Source organism: Paraburkholderia sp. BCC1886, from assembly GCF_900996245.1.
In the GTDB taxonomy this organism is placed as follows: domain Bacteria; phylum Pseudomonadota; class Gammaproteobacteria; order Burkholderiales; family Burkholderiaceae; genus Paraburkholderia.
Genome location: NZ_CAAJGK010000041.1, coordinates 432,996 through 449,942, shown reverse-complemented (window position 1 = coordinate 449,942; position 16,947 = coordinate 432,996). Strand labels below are relative to the sequence as shown.

At 67.1% G+C, this 16,947-nt stretch carries 13 protein-coding genes; 7 read left to right on the top strand and 6 right to left on the bottom strand.

The window, feature by feature from the left end:
- Positions 1–101: 101 nt before the first annotated feature.
- Genes FQ746_RS11820 through FQ746_RS11810 form a run of 3 tightly spaced genes read right to left on the bottom strand, consistent with a single transcriptional unit; the run spans position 102 to position 2,188 of the window.
- Entirely contained in the window at positions 102–1,103 is a 1,002-nt protein-coding gene (locus tag FQ746_RS11820; RefSeq protein ID WP_260853987.1) for a TauD/TfdA family dioxygenase, read from the bottom strand.
- Positions 1,091–1,933, bottom strand: a complete 843-nt coding sequence (locus FQ746_RS11815; protein WP_144109532.1) for a thioesterase II family protein — start codon at positions 1,931–1,933, stop codon at positions 1,091–1,093. Before FQ746_RS11815 ends, FQ746_RS11820 begins: the two co-directional genes overlap by 13 nt.
- A gap of 3 nt (positions 1,934–1,936) precedes the next feature.
- Positions 1,937–2,188 (bottom strand): MbtH family protein, encoded by a 252-nt coding sequence (locus FQ746_RS11810; RefSeq protein ID WP_144109531.1) that lies wholly within the window; start codon positions 2,186–2,188, stop codon positions 1,937–1,939.
- 499 nt (positions 2,189–2,687) lie between these two features.
- On the opposite strand from FQ746_RS11810, the gene FQ746_RS11805 reads away from it, so the two are divergent.
- The 4 genes from FQ746_RS11805 to FQ746_RS11790 all read left to right on the top strand — a co-directional run bounded on the left by FQ746_RS11805 (position 2,688) and on the right by FQ746_RS11790 (position 9,800).
- A complete protein-coding gene (locus tag FQ746_RS11805; RefSeq protein WP_144109530.1) occupies positions 2,688–3,878 on the top strand; it encodes an efflux RND transporter periplasmic adaptor subunit in 1,191 nt (396 codons plus the stop codon).
- Positions 3,875–6,193: a MacB family efflux pump subunit gene (locus FQ746_RS35510; RefSeq protein WP_313955573.1), complete on the top strand. Its 2,319-nt coding sequence runs from the start codon at positions 3,875–3,877 to the stop codon at positions 6,191–6,193. Before FQ746_RS11805 ends, FQ746_RS35510 begins: the two co-directional genes overlap by 4 nt.
- A gap of 91 nt (positions 6,194–6,284) precedes the next feature.
- Positions 6,285–7,718, top strand: a complete 1,434-nt coding sequence (locus FQ746_RS11795; RefSeq protein ID WP_186310708.1) for an efflux transporter outer membrane subunit — start codon at positions 6,285–6,287, stop codon at positions 7,716–7,718.
- 171 nt (positions 7,719–7,889) lie between these two features.
- On the top strand, positions 7,890–9,800 hold the full coding sequence (locus tag FQ746_RS11790; RefSeq protein ID WP_186310707.1) for a PAS domain-containing sensor histidine kinase: 1,911 nt from the start codon (positions 7,890–7,892) through the stop codon (positions 9,798–9,800).
- Here FQ746_RS11790 and FQ746_RS11785 read toward each other — a convergent pair.
- Positions 9,772–10,752: a LysR family transcriptional regulator gene (locus FQ746_RS11785; protein ID WP_144109526.1), complete on the bottom strand. Its 981-nt coding sequence runs from the start codon at positions 10,750–10,752 to the stop codon at positions 9,772–9,774. The genes FQ746_RS11790 and FQ746_RS11785 overlap by 29 nt on opposite strands.
- A 99-nt stretch (positions 10,753–10,851) precedes the next feature.
- On the opposite strand from FQ746_RS11785, the gene FQ746_RS11780 reads away from it, so the two are divergent.
- Positions 10,852–11,682: an SDR family oxidoreductase gene (locus tag FQ746_RS11780; protein ID WP_144109525.1), complete on the top strand. Its 831-nt coding sequence runs from the start codon at positions 10,852–10,854 to the stop codon at positions 11,680–11,682.
- A 78-nt stretch (positions 11,683–11,760) separates the two neighbouring features.
- On the opposite strand, the gene FQ746_RS11775 is transcribed toward FQ746_RS11780, so the two are convergent.
- The gene (locus FQ746_RS11775; protein ID WP_144109661.1) at positions 11,761–14,115 is read right to left on the bottom strand and encodes a cytochrome P450/oxidoreductase; all 2,355 of its coding nucleotides are present in this window, start codon (positions 14,113–14,115) and stop codon (positions 11,761–11,763) included.
- A gap of 113 nt (positions 14,116–14,228) precedes the next feature.
- On the opposite strand from FQ746_RS11775, the gene FQ746_RS11770 reads away from it, so the two are divergent.
- Positions 14,229–15,104: an IclR family transcriptional regulator gene (locus FQ746_RS11770; protein ID WP_144109524.1), complete on the top strand. Its 876-nt coding sequence runs from the start codon at positions 14,229–14,231 to the stop codon at positions 15,102–15,104.
- Positions 15,105–15,138: 34 nt separating this feature from the next.
- Complete coding sequence (locus tag FQ746_RS11765; protein ID WP_144109523.1) at positions 15,139–16,104, top strand: LysR family transcriptional regulator; 966 nt, start codon at positions 15,139–15,141, stop codon at positions 16,102–16,104.
- Here the strand turns inward: FQ746_RS11765 and FQ746_RS11760 are convergent.
- Positions 16,064–16,852 carry an alpha/beta fold hydrolase gene (locus FQ746_RS11760; RefSeq protein WP_144109522.1) on the bottom strand — a complete coding sequence of 263 codons (789 nt, stop codon included), beginning with the start codon at positions 16,850–16,852 and terminating at the stop codon, positions 16,064–16,066. The two genes, FQ746_RS11765 and FQ746_RS11760, sit on opposite strands and share 41 nt — an antisense overlap.
- Positions 16,853–16,947: the final 95 nt, after the last annotated feature.

The following is a 16,947-nucleotide window of genomic DNA, read 5'->3' as shown; positions in this document are numbered from 1 at the left end:
CCGCGGGTCGCGAGGCAGGAAACGGCGCGACGGGCCGTACGGTTTGCGTCGGCGCGCGGCAGGCAACGGATTTCAGAACGCAGCCCGCGTGCGCCGGACGCTCAGCCGCTCATGGCGACCAGCACGCGGCGTTTGCCCGCATACGGCGCGCGGCCATGCGACATGGACAGGTTGTCGAGCACCAGCGTATCGGCGGCTTGCCACGGGAACGACAGCAGGGTTTCTCGATAAACCGCGCGGATTTCGTCGAGCATGGCAACGTCGATCGGCGTGCCGTCGCCGAACAGCGTGTTGCGCGGCAGACGGTCTTCGTCGACCACCTCGAGCAGACTCTCCTGCACCGCCGGCGGCAGGCTCGACATGTGGAACAGATGCGCCTGGTTGAACCAGACCGTCTCGCCGGTCAACGGATGACGTAGCTCCGACTGGCATACCTGGCGCGTACGCAGCGCTTCGCCGTCGTCTAGCCATTCGTAGTCGATCCGGTGCGCGCGGCAGTACTGCTCGACCTCGTCGCGCGCTTCGGTGCCGAACACCTGTTCCCACGGCAGATCGAGCCCGTTGCCGTAATTGCGCACGTACATCACCTGGCGTTGCGCGAACAGCCGCCGCAAGGCCGGGTCGAGGCGCTGGTAGACGAGCCGGCTATCGGCGACCGGCGTCGCGCCGCCTTCGGTCGCGGCGATATCGCAGTAGAACCAGATCGTGCCCGGCCATTTGAGCGTGTACGACTGTTCGTTGTGCTGGTCGATCCACTGGTCCGCGGGATATTCGGTCGACGAATACACGCCTTTCTCGATGCGGCTGCGCGGCGTGGAGCCGAACTCGTAAGTGAGCAAAGGCTTGCCGAAGCTCGTCGCGAACTCGTTGAAGCCGGTCGCGCTCAATGGGGCGAAACCGCGCAGCAACACGCCGCCGAACACGGCTTTGGCCGACTCGACGCGCTCGCGCAACGGCGCGAGATACGCGGACGGCGGCAGCGTCGCGTCGCCGCTCGCAGGACTCAGCACCAGCACGCGGGTGCCGTTCTGCTCGATCACGTGCTCGGTGAGCGCCGTGTCCCTGCCGCTGGTGATGGCGGCGATTGCGTTCATTGCGTCCATGCTTCGCCTGTCCGTAGACGCGCTGGTGCGCCTCGTTGCTGCACCAGCGCGTCCGCAAGAGAACTCGCGACGCGTGCGAGCACGGGGCCGGGCGCATCGTCGAGATAGAAGTGAGCGCCGTCGAAACGGTGCTGCTGGAAAGTGCCGCGGGTTTCGTCGCGCCAGCGCGCGACGTCGTCGGCGCGGGCAGTGGCGGCGTCGTCGCGGCCCAGGAACACGTCGATCGGGCAATCGAGCGGCGCGCGTCGGGTGGCGCCTGCGGTGGCGCCTGCGGTGTCGCCATACGTGCCGCACAGATGGAAATCGGCGCGCAAGGTCGGCAACAGAAAGTCGATGAAATCGCGATCCGCAAGCAGGGCTTCCGGCGTGCCGCCGAGAGAGCGCAGCTTGGCCACCATCTGCTCATGCGTGCAGCCGAGCCAGTGCGTTTCGCGGATCCGGCACGAAGGCGCAACCGCAGCCGATGCGCCGAACCAGACGGCCGACTGCGACGCATCCGTTGCGCGATGCCTGAGCGCATGTAGCAGTTCGAGTCCGACCAGCGCGCCCATGCTGTGACCGAACACCGCGAAGGGCACCGTGGCATCGCGCCGCGCGTCGAACTGCGCGATGACCTCGTCGATCAACGCCGGCCATGTGGTGCTTGCCGGTAGCGCGCGGCGCGTGCCGTGTCCCGGCAGTTCCAGCGCCACGACCTCCACGCTGCGCGGCAGATGCTGTGCCCAGCGGCGATACAGCATCGACGTGCCGCCTGCGTGCGCCAGACAGAACAGTTGCACGGGCGGCAACGCGACGGAATGCACGGCGGCGGGTGCGACTGCGTCGCTCATCGCTCAGACTGCCGGGCCTGCCGGCGCGGCGGCGTCGGTGCCACGCGCCGCGTCTGCCGCCATCGCCTGACGCAGGCTCAAGGGGCGCATGTCGGTCCAGACCTCGTCGATCCAAGCGAGACAGTCGGCTTTCTTGCCCGATTTGCCGGCTTCGCGCCAACCCGCCGGAATCGCCTTGTAATCCGGCCAGATCGAGTACTGTTCTTCGTCGTTGATCACCACGTGAAAATTCGTGTCTTCGTCGCCCCAACTCATCGAACGCTCCGATGCAGCCTGACCGGCCGCGGTAGTGAAAATCGCGCTGATGACTCCCGTTCCGCGGCTCGCAGTGGCATGCTCGAAATGAGAATCATTGCTGTTTGGAAGCGCTACTCTGCTGGCTGAGTTCGGCTTTGTCAAGCGACGCCTCGGCCGCAAAATCCTGTCGAACGGCCTTCAAAGCCCGTCGGCGCGCTGGCTGGCAAGGCCGCGCCGGCCTGCGACATAAATGCGAACGATTTGCATTTAAACGGAAATTCCCCCATGATTCCGTGCTCCCGCAACGATTCCGCCGATGATGAAATCACCGCTTCCGAACGCTGCTCCGCCCTCCCTTCTTCACGATTTCCCCGCTCGAAGCGATCGCCGCCCACCGCGGCCAACGTGGCCAACGCGCACCCTGCCGATGCCCTAAGTCCCCCCAAGCGCAGCATCCGTCGCCGCCAGACGGACCCTCCTATAAAAAGGCGAACGCCGACGGCCTGCCAGACGATCAATGAGACGACCCTTCATCCCTTCCTCCCGCACCGCCGGTTTCATCGTCGTCGTGCTGCTGATTCTCGTGGCGCTGTGGGCAACGCTGCTGCGCACCATCGAGCGGGTCGAGACCGTGCCGGTCGCGCGCGGCGATATCGAGTCGAGCGTCACCGCGCTCGGTACCTTGCAGCCGCATAGCTACGTCGATATCGGCGCGCAGGCGTCCGGGGAAATCCGCCGGATTCATGTGCGGCCCGGCGACGCGGTCAGCAAAGGGCAGTTGCTCGTGGAGATCGACCCGAGCGTGCAGCAGGCGAAGGTCGACGTCGACCGCGCGTCGCTCGAAAGTCTGCGCGCGCAACTGGCCGGCGAATTCGCGCAGCGCGACTACGCTCGCGAGCAGTTGCGGCGCCAGCAACGCATGATGGCGGACGGCTCTACGCGCGAGCAGGATCTGCAATCGGCCGACGCCACGCTGCGCGGCGCGCTGGCCTCGCTCGACAATCTGCGCGCGCAGATCAGCGGCGCGCAATCGACGCTCAAGGGCGACACCGCGCAACTCGGCTACACGCGCATTTACGCGCCGATGGCCGGCACCGTGGTCACGCTCGACGCACGCGAAGGACAAACGCTGAACTCGACGTATCAGACGCCGATCATCATGCGCATCGCCGATCTGTCGACGATGACGGTGTGGACGCAGGTTTCCGAAGCCGATGTGCTGCGCGTGAAGCGCGGCATGCCGGTCTATTTCACGACGCTCGGCAGCGACGAACGACGCTGGACCAGCCATGTCGCGCAGATTCTGCCGGCGCCGCCCAACCCGGCGCCGAGCGGAGAAAGCTCGCAGAACGGAACGCAAAGCGGCGCGCCCGCCGCGAGCAAGGTCGTGCTCTACACCGCGTTGTTCGATGTCGCAAATCGCGATGCGCAACTCATGCCGCAGATGAGCGCACAGGTGTTCTTCGTGATCGATGCAGCGCAGCGGGTGCTGAGCGTGCCGCTCGCCTCGCTGACGCCGGTGGCCGGCGCGAGCGCCGGCACGTACCGCGCGCGCGTGCTGGTGGACGGCCGGGTCGTCGAACGCCAGGTGCGCACCGGCGTGCACGACCGCCTGCATGCGCAGGTGCTGTCGGGTCTGCAGCAAGGCGATCTGCTCGTCACCGGTGTCAAGCGCGTGCGCGCCATCGACGGGCGCTTCGAGTGGTGAGCGCCCTCCCGGACGAAGCCGCAGGCGCACGCAACGCCGCCACCGTGCCGTTGATTGAACTGAGCGGCATCCGGCGTTCGTACGGCGGCGCGGCGCAACGCGGTCGTGGCAACGGCCGTGGCCGTGGCCCTGGCAACGCCGGCGCCGATCGCGCCCAGCCTCCCGAAGTCGAAGTGCTGCGCGGCGTCACGCTCTCCATCGAAGCGGGCGAGTTCGTGGCGATCGTCGGCGCGTCGGGCTCGGGCAAATCGACGCTGATGCATCTGCTCGGCTGCCTCGACCGGCCGTCGGCGGGTTCGTACCGGTTCGCCGGCAAGGACATCGCCCATTGCAGCGCGGACGAGCTCGCGTGGCTGCGCCGCGAAGCGTTCGGTTTCGTGTTCCAGGGCTATCACCTGATCGCCACCGACACCGCGCGCGAAAACGTCGAGGTCCCCGCCATCTATGCGGGCGTCGGCAGCGAAGCGCGTGCGCAGCGGGCGAGCGCGCTGCTGACCCGGCTCGGCCTCGCCGAGCGGCTCGAACACCGGCCCTCGCAACTGTCGGGCGGCCAGCAGCAGCGCGTGTCGATTGCGCGCGCGCTGATGAACGGCGGCCACATCCTGCTCGCCGACGAACCGACCGGCGCGCTCGACTCGAAAAGTGGCGCCGAAGTCATGCTGCTGCTCGAAGAACTGGCCGCCGCCGGCCACACCGTCATCCTGATCACGCATGACCGCGAGGTGGCCGCGCGCGCGGACCGGGTCGTCGAGATACGCGACGGGCAAATCGTCGGCGATACGGCGAACCGCGCTCTGAACGACGTCGCGGCGGATGTGGCGGATGTGGCGGATGTGGCGGATGTGGCGGATGTGGCGGATGTGGCGGATGTGGCGGATGTGGCGGATGTGGCGGATGTGGCGGACAGGGCGGAAGTAGCGGATGCGGCGCACGGGGCGCGTGGGGCGGACGTGGCGAATGTGGCGCATGGGGCGGACGTGGAGCATGGGGCGGACGTGGCGCATGGGGCGAATGTGGCGCATGGGGCGGACGTGCCGGACACCCCGGCGCCAGCACGCCGCGCGCCGCCGTCGCTCGACGGCCCCGCGTTCATGGCGGCGATGGCCGACGGCGTGGCGCGGCGCGAGTCCCTGCTCGCCGATGTCCACGAAGCGACGCGCGCCGCGTGGCGTGTGCTGCGACTGAACCGCGCGCGTACCTTGCTGACGCTGCTCGGCATCATCATCGGCGTGGCGTCGGTCATCGTGATGCTGGCGATCGGCGCGGGCACCGAGCGCGCCGTCATCGCGAAGATGGCCAGTTTCGGCACCAACCGGCTGTATGTGACGCCCGGCGGCGTCAATCCGCGCGGACCCGGCGGCACGCTGTCGGAAGACGACGCCGCGCTGCTGCGCGACGTGCCCAATGTGAGCGCGGCCATGCCGTTTCTGGAAGGCCGGATTACGCTGCGCCACGGCAACGTGGATGTGCAGACTTCGCTCTGGGCGGTCACGCCGCAAGCGCAAAGCGTGCTGAACTGGCAGACCGTGCGCGGCATTTTCTTCGACGACGCCGACGAGCGCTCGCTCGCGACCGTCGTGCTGCTCGGCAAACGCGTGCGCGAAAAGCTGTTCGGCGACACCGACCCGGTGGGGCGCTACGTGCTGGTCGACAACGTGCCGTTCCAGGTGATCGGCGAACTCGCGGAAAAAGGCGCGACCTCGGGCGACGCCGACGACGACGACGTGGTGCTCACGCCCTTCTCCACCGGCAGCCGCCGGGTGCTCGGCCGCACGACGCTGTCGTGGATATCGGTTTTGATCGACCGGCTGGACCTGGCTGACCGGACGGTCGACGACATTAGCCGCGTGCTCGAAAAAAGCCATCACCTGCGCGATTTCCAGGTGTACAACCGCGCGGCTTCCGTGAAGACGCAGACGGAGACCCAGGACATGCTGACGCTGGTGCTCGGCCTGATTGCCGCGATTTCCTTACTGGTGGGCGGCATCGGCGTGATGAACATCATGCTGATGACGGTGCGCGAGCGGACCCGCGAGATCGGCATCCGGATGGCGACCGGCGCGCGGCAGCGCGATATCTTGCGGCAGTTTCTGACCGAGGCGGCGCTGGTGTCGGGCATCGGCGGATTGCTCGGCGTCGCGGTCGCGGTGATCGTCGGCGCGGTGCTGATCGCCGCCGACGTGCCGGCGGTGTTTTCGGCGCGCGCGATTCTGGTCGCGTTCGGCTGCGCGCTGCTGACGGGCGTCGTGTTCGGCTTCATGCCGGCGCGCAAGGCCGCGCGCCTCGACCCGGTGGCCGCGCTGGTGAGCGAGTAAGCGGATGAAATCGACAATCGATCTGGCAGGCGAAAAAACAGCGGTCTGGCGCGAGCGGTGGGCTAAACAATCGCACCGCCTGGCGTCCCGTATGGCGAGCCCGGCTGTGCTCGCGAGTGCGCTGGTTTTATTGGCGCTGACCGGGTGCAGTCTCATGCCCGCGCCCGTTCATCCCGATGTCGCGATTCCGGGTGGATGGCACTACGCGCCGCCTTCTTCCGGCGATCAGACCGGCCATCAGACCGGCAGTGAGTCCGGCAATGAGACCGTCCGTGAGACCGTCGGTCCGCAATGGTGGATGCAGTTCGGCAACCTCGAACTGGACGCTACCGTCGACGACGCGCTCTCGCGCAACGGCGACCTGGCCGCAGCCGTCGCGCGCGTGCGGCAAGCGCAGGCGAGCAGCCGCGTGGCGGGTGCGCCGCTGTGGCCGTCGCTGAGCGGTTTCGCCGATGCCGGCCGTCAGGGCGGCATCCTGGTCGACGATTCGCAGACTGCCGGCAGCGCGTTCGACCTCGGGCTCGCGGCGAGCTATGAACTCGACTTCTGGGGCCGCAATCGCGCGCTGCGCGATGCGGCAGTCGCGCGCAACGAAGCCGCGGGCTTCGACCGCGACACGGTGCGGCTCACGCTCAGCGCCGACGTCACGAACACATGGTTGCAGACCGTCGCGCTGCGCGAACGCGCGGCGCTCGCCCGCCGCAATCTGCAAACGGCGGCCGACATTCTGCGGCTGGTCGAATCGCAATATCGCGCGGGCGCCGGGACGCGCCTCGACGTCGCGCAGCAACGCGGTCTGGTCGCCACGCAGCGACGCCAGATCGCCGCGCTCGACCAGCAGATCAACGACACCGACGTGCAACTCGCCACGCTCACGGGCAGCACCGTGTCACGCGATACGCTGAGCGCCGCGTCGCTCGATGCCGTGCGCCTGCCGTCGTTCAGCGCCGGCATCCCGTCGGCGCTGCTCACGCAGCGGCCCGATCTGGCGCGCGCCGAAGCGCAGTTGAAAGCGGCCGACGCCGATATTGCCGCCGCCCGTGCCGCGATGCTCCCATCGCTCACGCTGACAGGCAGCGTGGGCGTCGGCGGCGACCGGGTGCGCACGCTGTTCGACAACTCGCTGTACAGCGTCGCGGCAGGCCTGACGGCGCCGATCTTCGCAGGCGGCGCGCTGGCTGCCGGCCGCGATCTGGCGGTTGCGCAACGGGAAGAATTGCTGGCCACTTACCGGCAGGCGATCGTCGCCGCGTTCGGCGACACCGAACGCTCGCTGAATGCAGGCGCTGGCGCTGACGCGCAATATGCCGCGCAGCGCGAAGCGCTGGACGAAGCGCAGCGCGCGATCGGCCTCGCGCAGAGCCGCTACCAGGCTGGCGCGGAGACGCTGCTGGTCGTGCTGGACGCGCAACGCACCGCGTTCGATGCCGAGGACGAAACGGTCCAGTTGCGCCTCGCGCGCTTGCAGGCGTCCGTTGCGCTCGCGCGGGCCGTGGGTGGAGGGTGGCAGGCGCCCGGGCAATGAAGGGGAAGTTGTCAGGTGGGCGGAATTTCGCGAAATGCGTCGTCAACCGGGCAAAAAGTGTTCGCCGACTCACCATCGGTGATTGCCACGACGCCATGCTTACAGCAACATGGCGCTTCTGGCCGACCGGCCATGTCGCGGCCCGAACACTTTATCGGTATGAATTCAGCATTGCCCCCCAACAAAAACCCGATGCAGGAGCGCGATCTATTCTGGCAAGTCAGTCACGACATGCTGGGTATCGCCGATCTGCAAGGCGTCTGGCTCGCCGTCAATCCTGCCTGGTCCGGCATTCTGGGCTGGGACGACAGCGATATCGTCGGGCGCACCTCCGAATGGCTGGAACACCCGGACGATCGCGACAAGACCCGCGCGGAGGTCGCGCAACTGGCTGCCGGCCGAAGCACCCTCAATTTCGAAAACCGCTATTGCACGCGCGGCGGCGACTACCGGCTGCTGAGCTGGCGCGCCGAGCCGTTCGAAGACCGCCTGTTCTGCGTGGCGCGCGACATCACCCAGCAGCGCGAACATGAACTGGCGCTGAAAGACTCGCTGGACTTCGCCCGGCTGGCGTTGTCGGCGGTAAGCGGCGTGGGCGTGTGGACCTACGACGTCGCGACCGACCGGTTCTTCTGCGACGAGGCTATCTCCGATCTGTACGGCATCGACCCGGTTGCCGGTCTCGCCGGCATCCCGCGCACCGGCTTTCTTGCCAACGTCCACGCCGACGACCGCGCGGCGCTGGTCGCCACCATGTCCGGCGGCCTCGTGCGCAGCGGCGACCTCGAACTGGAGTACCGGATCGATCATCCGGACGGCTCGATTCGCTGGGTGTTGTCGCGCGGCCACACTTATTTCGACGACAACGGCAAGCCGGTGCGGCGCACCGGCGTCGGCGTCGATATGAGCAGCCAGCGGCGACTCGAAGAGCAACTGCGGCAAAGCCAGAAAATGGAGGCCGTCGGCCAGTTGACCGGCGGCATCGCGCACGATTTCAATAATCTGCTGCAAGGCATCACGGGCCCGCTGGAACTGATCCGCCGGCTGGTCACGCTGAATCGCACCGAATCGCTGGAACGCTATATCGACATGGCGATGTCGTCCGCGCATCGCGCCGCCGGCCTGACCCAGCGGCTGCTGGCGTTTTCACGCCGTCAGCCGCTCGATCCTAATGTAGTGGACGTGAACCATCTGGTCGGCGCGCTCGAAGACCTGCTGCGCCGGACCATGGGCGAATCGATCGGCATCGAACTCGCGCTGGATTCCGAGCCCTGCACGACCCGCTGCGACGCGAACCAGCTCGAAAGCGCGCTCCTCAACCTGTCGATCAACGCGCGCGACGCGATGCCTGCGGGCGGCACGCTGCGCATCGCCACCTCCCGCGAGGACGTCGACGAACAATATGCGGCCACGCAGCGCGACGTATTGCCCGGACGCTACGTGCGCATCGCGGTAACTGACACCGGTTCGGGCATGCCGCCCGACGTCGTGCGGCAGGCGTTCGAGCCGTTCTTCACCACCAAGCCGCTCGGCCAGGGCACGGGCCTCGGGCTGTCGATGGTGTACGGCTTCGCGGGCCAGTCGGGCGGATTCGCGACGCTCGCCAGTCAGGCCGGCGTCGGCACGACCGTGAGCCTGTATCTGCCGGAAAAAGATGGCGAGCAGGCACCCGCCGCGGATCGCGTGGCGACACAGCACCTGGGTCTCGGCGACGCGCATTCGAACGCGACCATCCTCGTGGTGGAGGACGACGCGTCGGTCAGGCAGTTGCTAGTCGACCTGCTGACCGAACTCAAATACAAGGTGTTCCACGCGCACGACGGCCCGTCGGGCCTCAGGCTGCTGCAATCGAGCACACATTTCGATCTGCTGATCTCGGACGTCGGGCTGCCGGGGATGAACGGCCGCCAGATCGTCGACGCGGTGCGCGCCCAGCGCCCCGACCTGCGGGTGCTGTTCATGACCGGTTACACCGATCTCGCCTCGTCGCACGGCGGCCTGCTCGACCCCGGCATGCAGATGATCACCAAACCGTTCAGCGTCGAGGCGATCGTCAATCGGGTGCAGGGGATGCTGGGGTAGCGGCTCCGGCGGCTTCGGCGGCTTCGGTGTATTCCGGGTTATGCGCCCCGCCCGCCAGTTCGCCGCGCGTCTCTTTCAACACGTCGATGAACGCCCGCAAGCCCGCCGGCACGTGCCGGTGGCCCGGATAGTACAGCGACAGGCCGGGAATCGACGGGCACCAGTTTTCCAGCACCAGCACCAGACGGCCGTCGTCCAGCCAGGCGCGCGCCGTGGACTCCGGCACGTAGGCCAAACCCATGCCGTCGGCGGCGGCCTCGACCATCAAACCGTTGTGATCGAGGGTGAGCGCGCCCGGCACGTCGATCGCCACTTCCTGGCGATGCTGGCGAAACTCCCAGCGGTAGCGCTTGCCGCTCGGCAGCCGTTGGCGAATACAGCGATGCGTCTGCAGATCGTCGGGCGTGCGCGGCGGCTCGCGCTCCGCCAGATAGGACGGCGCCGCAACCACGACGAAACGCAGATCGCCGGTGATCGGCACGGCCACCATGTCGCGCGGAATCGATTCGCCGAGCCGCACGCCCGCATCGAAACCCTGCTCGACGATATCCACCAGTCGCCCTTCCGCGATCAATTCCAGCGCCATACCCGGAAATCGCGCAAGAAACGTCGGCACTGCGCTGCGCAACAGCAGGCGCGCGGCGCTCTCGTTGGCGTTGATACGCAGCGTGCCGCCGGGCTCGCCGCCGGCGTCGGCGAGCGAGTCGAGCGCCTCGTCGAGGTCGCGCAGCACCGGTCCGAGCCGCGCCAGCAAAGCTTCCCCGGCTTCGGTGGGCGCCACGCTGCGAGTGGTCCGGTTGAGCAGGCGCACGCCCAGACCGCGCTCCAGCGCGAGCATCGTGTGACTCAGCGACGAGCGCGATACGCCTAGCGCGTCGGCCGCAAGCCGAAAGCTGCGATGCGTTGCGATGGCGGAAAACGCACTGAGGTCGGCGAGCGTCGGTCTGGTCATTGGTGGGGATTTTTCACGGAAGCATGCCAACTATAGCGGCTTATCGCACGAATCATGTGTCTCTAGAATCGGTTTCACGTTTTCCACAGGAGACTCACCATGACCAAAACCTGGCTGATTACCGGTACTTCGAGTGGCCTCGGCCGCCTGCTCGTCGAAAAACTCCTCGAACGCGGCGATCGCGTCGTCGCCACGCTGCGCAAAACGGGGCCGCTCGACGATCTGCAGCAACGCTACGGCGAGCGCCTGTCCCAGGCGACGCTGGATGTCGCCGATACGCGTCAGGTGCACGCAGCCGTCGCGCAGGCTTTCGAGCGGATGGGACGGATCGACGTGGTGGTAAGCAACGCCGCGTATGGCCTGTTCGGCGCGGCCGAAGAACTGAGCGACTCGCAAATCGAGCGGCAGATCGCGACCAATCTTACCGGTTCGATCCAGCTGATTCGCGCGGCGCTGCTGCATCTGCGCCGCCAGGGCGGCGGACGCATCGTGCAGGTGTCGTCCGAAGGCGGACAGATCGCGTACCCCAACTTCAGCCTGTATCACGCGACCAAATGGGGCATCGAAGGCTTCGTGGAATCGGTCGCGAAAGAGGTCGCGCCGTTCGGCATCGACTTCGTGATCGTGGAACCGGGGCCGACGGCCACGAAATTCGCGACCGGGCTCGATCATGCGACGCCGATGCCCGAGTACGACGACACGCCCGCAGGGGAAGTCCGGCGCATGGTGGCGACCAACACCTTCAAGATTCGCGGCGACGCGGGCAAGACCGTCGATGCGATGATCGCCGCGGCCGATGCAGCGCATCCGGCGCTGCGCGTGACGCTCGGCAGCGGCGCTTACGAATCGGTCGGCGCGGCGCTGCGCGAGCGGCTGCGCGTGCTGGAAGCGCAGAAGGACGTCGCCTGCTCGGTCGATGCGGATCAATGAACGCGCTGCCGGTGCAACTGTGCGCCGGTGCGCCGGTGCGCCGGTGCGCCGGTGCGCAGTCTGAGCGCTCGGGGCCGCTTAAAGCTCCAGCACCAGCCGCTCACCGACGGCGCGCGAGCAGCAGGTCATCATGCGGTTATTGGCCTGACGCTCGCCTTTGGTCAGCACGACATCCCGGTGATCGACCTCGCCCGCGAGCACGCGCACTTCGCACGATCCGCACAGACCTTCTTCGCAGTCGCTCTGCACGTCCACGTTCGCGCGGCGTAGCGCGGCCAGCAGTGTCTGGCCGGCGGGCACCATCACGACCAGTCCCGAATCCTTCAACTCCGCTTCGAACGCGTGCTCGTTCGCCGGATCGAGCGCGCCGAGTTGCGATTCGAAATGCTCGACCTTCAACGCGTCGTCGGGCCACGCCGCGCTCACTTCCTGCAACGCGTCGAGCATGCGCGCCGGTCCGCACGCGTACACCTGCGTGCCCTCGGTGACATCGAGCGTCTGAAAGTCGTTGCGCGTGCCCTCTTCCGATACGAACACCCGCAGACGCGCGCCGTGCAGCGCGGTCAACTCCGGCAGCAAGGCCATGGCCGCGCGAGTGCTGCCGCTGAAATGCACTTCGTAGTCGATCCCCAATGCCTGCGCGCGCCGCGCCATCGCGCTGATCGGCGTGATGCCGATACCGCCGGCAATCAGGATCAACCGGCGCGCCGTTTCGTCGAGCCGGAAGTGGTTGCGCGGTCCACGAATGCGCAACTGCGCGCCGACTTCCAGGTGCTCGTGCAGCCACGCGGAACCGCCGCGGCTGTCCTTCTCCCTGAGCACCGCGATCTCGAACACGCCGCATTGTTCCGGGTCACCGCACAGCGAATACTGCCGCGAGATGCCGGTCGTTCCACATTCGACGTCGATATGCGAACCGGCGGTCCAGCGCGGCAACGCGCGGCCGTCCGGCGAGGCCAGGCTAACCCGCACGATCTCTCCGGTCTCACGCGTCAGTGCGCTGACCACGACCGGCCGGCTGAGCGCGTGCGCGGACGGCTCGCCGACCCGCACTGCCGCGCGCGGCTCCAGCACGGCTTTATCGTGACGCTCGGGATTCAGCGCCGGGTCCCATTCCACCAGCACGTGCTCCGGTCCGCGGAACGACGTGTTCGGCACATACGAAAAGCGCTGCGGCGTGAGCTTCATGTGCGGCAGACGGCGCGTAAATTCCTCGAGGAAAATCTGCATCTCCATGCGCGCGAGGTTCTTGCCCATGCATTGATGCGAGCCGTAGCCGAAGGTCAACTGGTCGCTCGCGTTCTCGCGGCGAATGTCGAACAGATCGGCGTCGGCGAATTGCCGTTCGTCGTGATTCGCCGACGACGTGACGATCAACAGTTTGGAACCCTGAGGAATCGCGATGCCGCCCACCGTCACGTCGCGCGTGGCGAGACGCCGCCATGCCGCCACCGAGCCGTTGTGCCGCAAACATTCCTCGACCGCGTTCGGAATCAGGCTCGGGTCGTCGCAGATGTCGCGCCAGGCCTGCGGGTGTTCGAGCAGCAGCTTCATCGCGTTCGCCGTGGCGTTCGCGGTGGTTTCGTGCGCGGCGACGATGCCGGCCATCATCATCGAATGCAGATAGGAGTCGGTGACCACCTCCGGCAGTTCTTTCTGCTTGCGCAGGCCGTACTGCATCCAGCCCGGCGCGTCCGGATTCTGGCGCATCTTGTCGAGCACCTTGCCGGCGAACGTCCAGAACTTGCCGACTGCGTGCGCGACGGCGACCTGCTCTTCGGGTTTCGGGCGGCCCCACGTGTTAACGGTGTGCGCGATCGAGTATTCGCGCAGCGTGTCCATGTCCTCTTCCGGCACGCCGAGAAAATGCAGCGCGACCGTAAGCGGCACTTCCCACAACATCTGATCGACCAGGTCCGCGTGGCCGTCGTCGATGAAACGGTCCACGTATTCGCGGGCCAGCTTGCGCACCATCGGTTCGTGATGCAGCAGTTCCTCGGGCGTGAACGGGTCCATCAGCGCGCGGCGGCGCGGCATGTGCGCCGGTTCGTCCTCGTTCACCAGCGTGCGGTTCAGCGCGAAGCCGTAGGACGCGAGTACCGCGTTGGCCTCGGGGCCGGTCGGGGTGATTTTTTCGAGCGCGATCGACGGGCTGAACGTGATGTTGTCGCGGAAGATCGCCTTGATGTCGTCGTAACGGGTGACCACCCAGTAGCCGAGTTTCGGGCTGTAGAACACCGGCTCCTGGTCGCGCGCCCAGCGCACGTAGTCCGGCGGGTCCTGCTGATAGCCGTCTTCGAACGGGTCGAAGGCGGCGGCGTTATGGCTGACCGGGCAGCCGGTCGGCGTGACCGCGCTGCTCGGCACGGCCGCGGCTGCACCGTGGTTGAAGGGACAGCCGCCGCTGCGGCCCGTCGTCATCGTCTCGTTCATCGTCGTCTCCTGCTGCAATTCCATTTGCGTAACTATAGTACGCATTGCGTAATCGTAAGCCTGGTGTTTACGCGGTGCTCGGCCCGGGAAGCGTGCCCCGTTAGAATGCAGCCATGAAAAAAACTCCGGATTTCAAGGTAGCCGACGGCGACTCGAGTGACGCCGTCGGCTCCGCTGACGCCGCTTTGCCCGAGCGCGAACGCCGTCAGCGGGTGCAGTCGGCGACCACCGCGGTGGTGCTGCTTAAAGGGCTCGCGGCGTTGGGCGGACGCGCGTCGCTCACGGCGCTCGCCGCCTATGTCGACGAAAGTCCGGCCAAGGTGCATCGCTATCTGGTCAGTCTGATGGAAGAAGCGCTGATCGCGCAGGAGCCGTCGACGCAACTCTACGTGCTGGGCACGGAATGCCTCGCCATTGGCCTGGCGGCAATGCGCCTCGTCGATCCGGTGCGCGAAGCCGAAGCATCGCTGGTCCGGCTCCGGGAGAGCCTGGAAGTCACCTGCTTCGTCGCCGTGATGGGCAACCGTGGGCCGACCATCGTGCGCTTCGAGGAACCCGGTTTGCCGGTGACGGTGAACGTGCGCGTGGGCTCGGTAATGTCGGTGCTGTGGTCGGCGACCGGACGTGTGTTTCTCGGGCTGCTGGACGAATCGCGCGTTCGGGCGATTGCCGCCGACGAACTCGCGCAGGCTTCCACCGATCAGCGCGCCACGCTCGACGCCGCGGATCCGCTCGGACAGCTTCGTCTCGAAGTACAGGCCGCACGCTGCGCGGTGGTCAAAGACACCAACTTGACCGGCATCAGTGCCGTGGCCGCGCCGCTATTCGATTTCAACGGCCGGCTGTGCGGCGCGCTCACGGCACTGGGCGCGACCGGCGGGTTCGATTCGTCCATCGACGGGCGGATTGCGGCTGCGGTGCGGCTGGAAGCGCAGGCGGTCAGTGCGAGACTCGGCTATGGCGCCGGGGCGAGCGGCGCAGGTCGATGAACCCGTTCTCCATTCAGATGTCGCGAGTGTTCCCATGGACCGTCTGACCGCGCTGGGCGTGTTCGTCGCCGCCGTCGACGAAGGCAGTCTCGCGGCCGCCGCGCGCCGCTTCGGCCTCTCACCGGCGATGGCCGGCAAATACGTCAGTGCGATCGAAGCGGAACTGAATGTCCGGCTGCTACAGCGCACCACGCGCCGGCTCAGCCTGACGGATATCGGGCAGAACTACTACCAGCGTTGCAAGCAGATTCTCGACGCCTACGACGAGGCCACGCGCGAAGCCGCCGACGCGCACGGCAGCGCGCGCGGCGTCCTGCGGATCGCCGCGCCGGTGACCTTCGGCGCGATGCATCTGGGCGGCGTGGTCGCGCGGTATCTGGACGCCCATCCGCTCGTGAACATCGAAGTCTCGCTGAGCGACCGGTATGTCGATCTGCTGGAAACCGGCGTGGATCTCGCGGTCCGCATTGGTCGTCTGCGGGATTCGGGTCTGGTCGCGCGGCGGCTCGCGCCCTGCCGGATGGTGGTGTGCGCGTCGCCGGCTTATCTGGAACGGCACGGCACGCCGCAGACGCCCGACGACCTGCGCCGCGCAGAGCGGCTGACGTTCAGCGAAGCCGTATCGGCCGGCGACTGGACGCTGGTCGACGAGCAGCAGCGCGCGCATGTGATCGACGGCCCATGTCGCCTGGCCGCCAACAACACGCAGATGCTGCTCGCCGCCGCGCTTGCCGGTGCGGGTGTCGCTTACGGTCCGACGTTCGTGTTCGGCGAACAGATCGCGCTCGGCAAGCTGGTCACGTTGCTGCCGGCTTACCACGCGTCGGAGCTGACGATCCAGGCGGTGTTTCCGAGCGCGCGCCAGATGCCGCTCAAAGTACGCCACTTCCTCGACCATCTGACGACGGCATTTGGCGACGATCCGCCGTGGGATCGGCTCGACGCACCGCGCGCGACGACTACGCGCCGGCCGCGAGCCCGGCCACGAACGAGCGGATGATCGCGGCCAGCGCTCGCGGCGCTTCGAGTGGCGACAGGTGGCCGGTGTCCGGCACGACATGCAGTTGCGCGCCGGCGATACGCGGCAGCAGTTCCGCCTGCAGGCGCACGAGCAGATCGACCTGATCGCGCGCGCCTGCTATCACCGCGACCGGCACATCGATGCGCGCGACGTCGGCGACGATATCCTCGCGCATGATCGCGTTGGGCCATGCCACTTTGGCGGCCGGTGCGCCGCGCAGACTGTCGGCGATCACCTGCTCGCGCAGCGCCGGATCGAGCCGGTTCGCGGTGAGGACGTTGTCCAGCACGAATTCGATCGATTCGCGCGAGTCGTATGCGCTGGTCATCGCAGCGCGTTGCTCGTCGGGGAGCAAAGTCGGCGATGGCGGCGATGGCGCCACCAGCACGACGCCGGCAAGCCCGCGCGGACGCCGCGAGGCGAGCAATTGCGCGACTTTGCCGCCCATCGAGTGGCCGACCACGACGTAGTTATTCAAATGGAGAGTGTCTATCACGCCTTGGGCGTCGTCGGCGAGGTCGGCGAGCGTGTAGCCTTGCGACGGCGCGTCCGAGTCGCCCCAGCCGCGCTGATCGATCGCGATGCTGCGAAAATTGCCGGCGAGTTCTCCGGTCACGCCGTCCCATGTGCGCGACGAGCCGCCCCAGTAATGCAGGAACACCAGCGCCAGATTGGCCGCGCCCTGCTCCCTGACGTTGATGCCAATACCGTTCGATTCGAGTTTCATGACGATGCTCCTTGAGGTGTGGGAGCATTCTAGAATCGATCTTTTTCGCTGATAATTGGCTGGTTTTTATCGTCTGTCTATCTCGGTATGATCGA

Coding starts and splice junctions, on each gene's coding strand:
- FQ746_RS11785 (WP_144109526.1), bottom strand. CDS start 10,752: ATGACCAGACCGACGCTCGCCGACCTCAGTGCGTTTTCCGCCATCGCA.
- FQ746_RS11760 (WP_144109522.1), bottom strand. CDS start 16,852: ATGAAACTCGAATCGAACGGTATTGGCATCAACGTCAGGGAGCAGGGC.
- FQ746_RS11775 (WP_144109661.1), bottom strand. CDS start 14,115: ATGAACGAGACGATGACGACGGGCCGCAGCGGCGGCTGTCCCTTCAAC.
- FQ746_RS11820 (WP_260853987.1), bottom strand. CDS start 1,103: ATGGACGCAATGAACGCAATCGCCGCCATCACCAGCGGCAGGGACACG.
- FQ746_RS11805 (WP_144109530.1), top strand. CDS start 2,688: ATGAGACGACCCTTCATCCCTTCCTCCCGCACCGCCGGTTTCATCGTC.
- FQ746_RS11765 (WP_144109523.1), top strand. CDS start 15,139: ATGGACCGTCTGACCGCGCTGGGCGTGTTCGTCGCCGCCGTCGACGAA.
- FQ746_RS11815 (WP_144109532.1), bottom strand. CDS start 1,933: ATGAGCGACGCAGTCGCACCCGCCGCCGTGCATTCCGTCGCGTTGCCG.
- FQ746_RS11780 (WP_144109525.1), top strand. CDS start 10,852: ATGACCAAAACCTGGCTGATTACCGGTACTTCGAGTGGCCTCGGCCGC.
- FQ746_RS11795 (WP_186310708.1), top strand. CDS start 6,285: ATGGCGAGCCCGGCTGTGCTCGCGAGTGCGCTGGTTTTATTGGCGCTG.
- FQ746_RS11770 (WP_144109524.1), top strand. CDS start 14,229: ATGAAAAAAACTCCGGATTTCAAGGTAGCCGACGGCGACTCGAGTGAC.
- FQ746_RS11810 (WP_144109531.1), bottom strand. CDS start 2,188: ATGAGTTGGGGCGACGAAGACACGAATTTTCACGTGGTGATCAACGAC.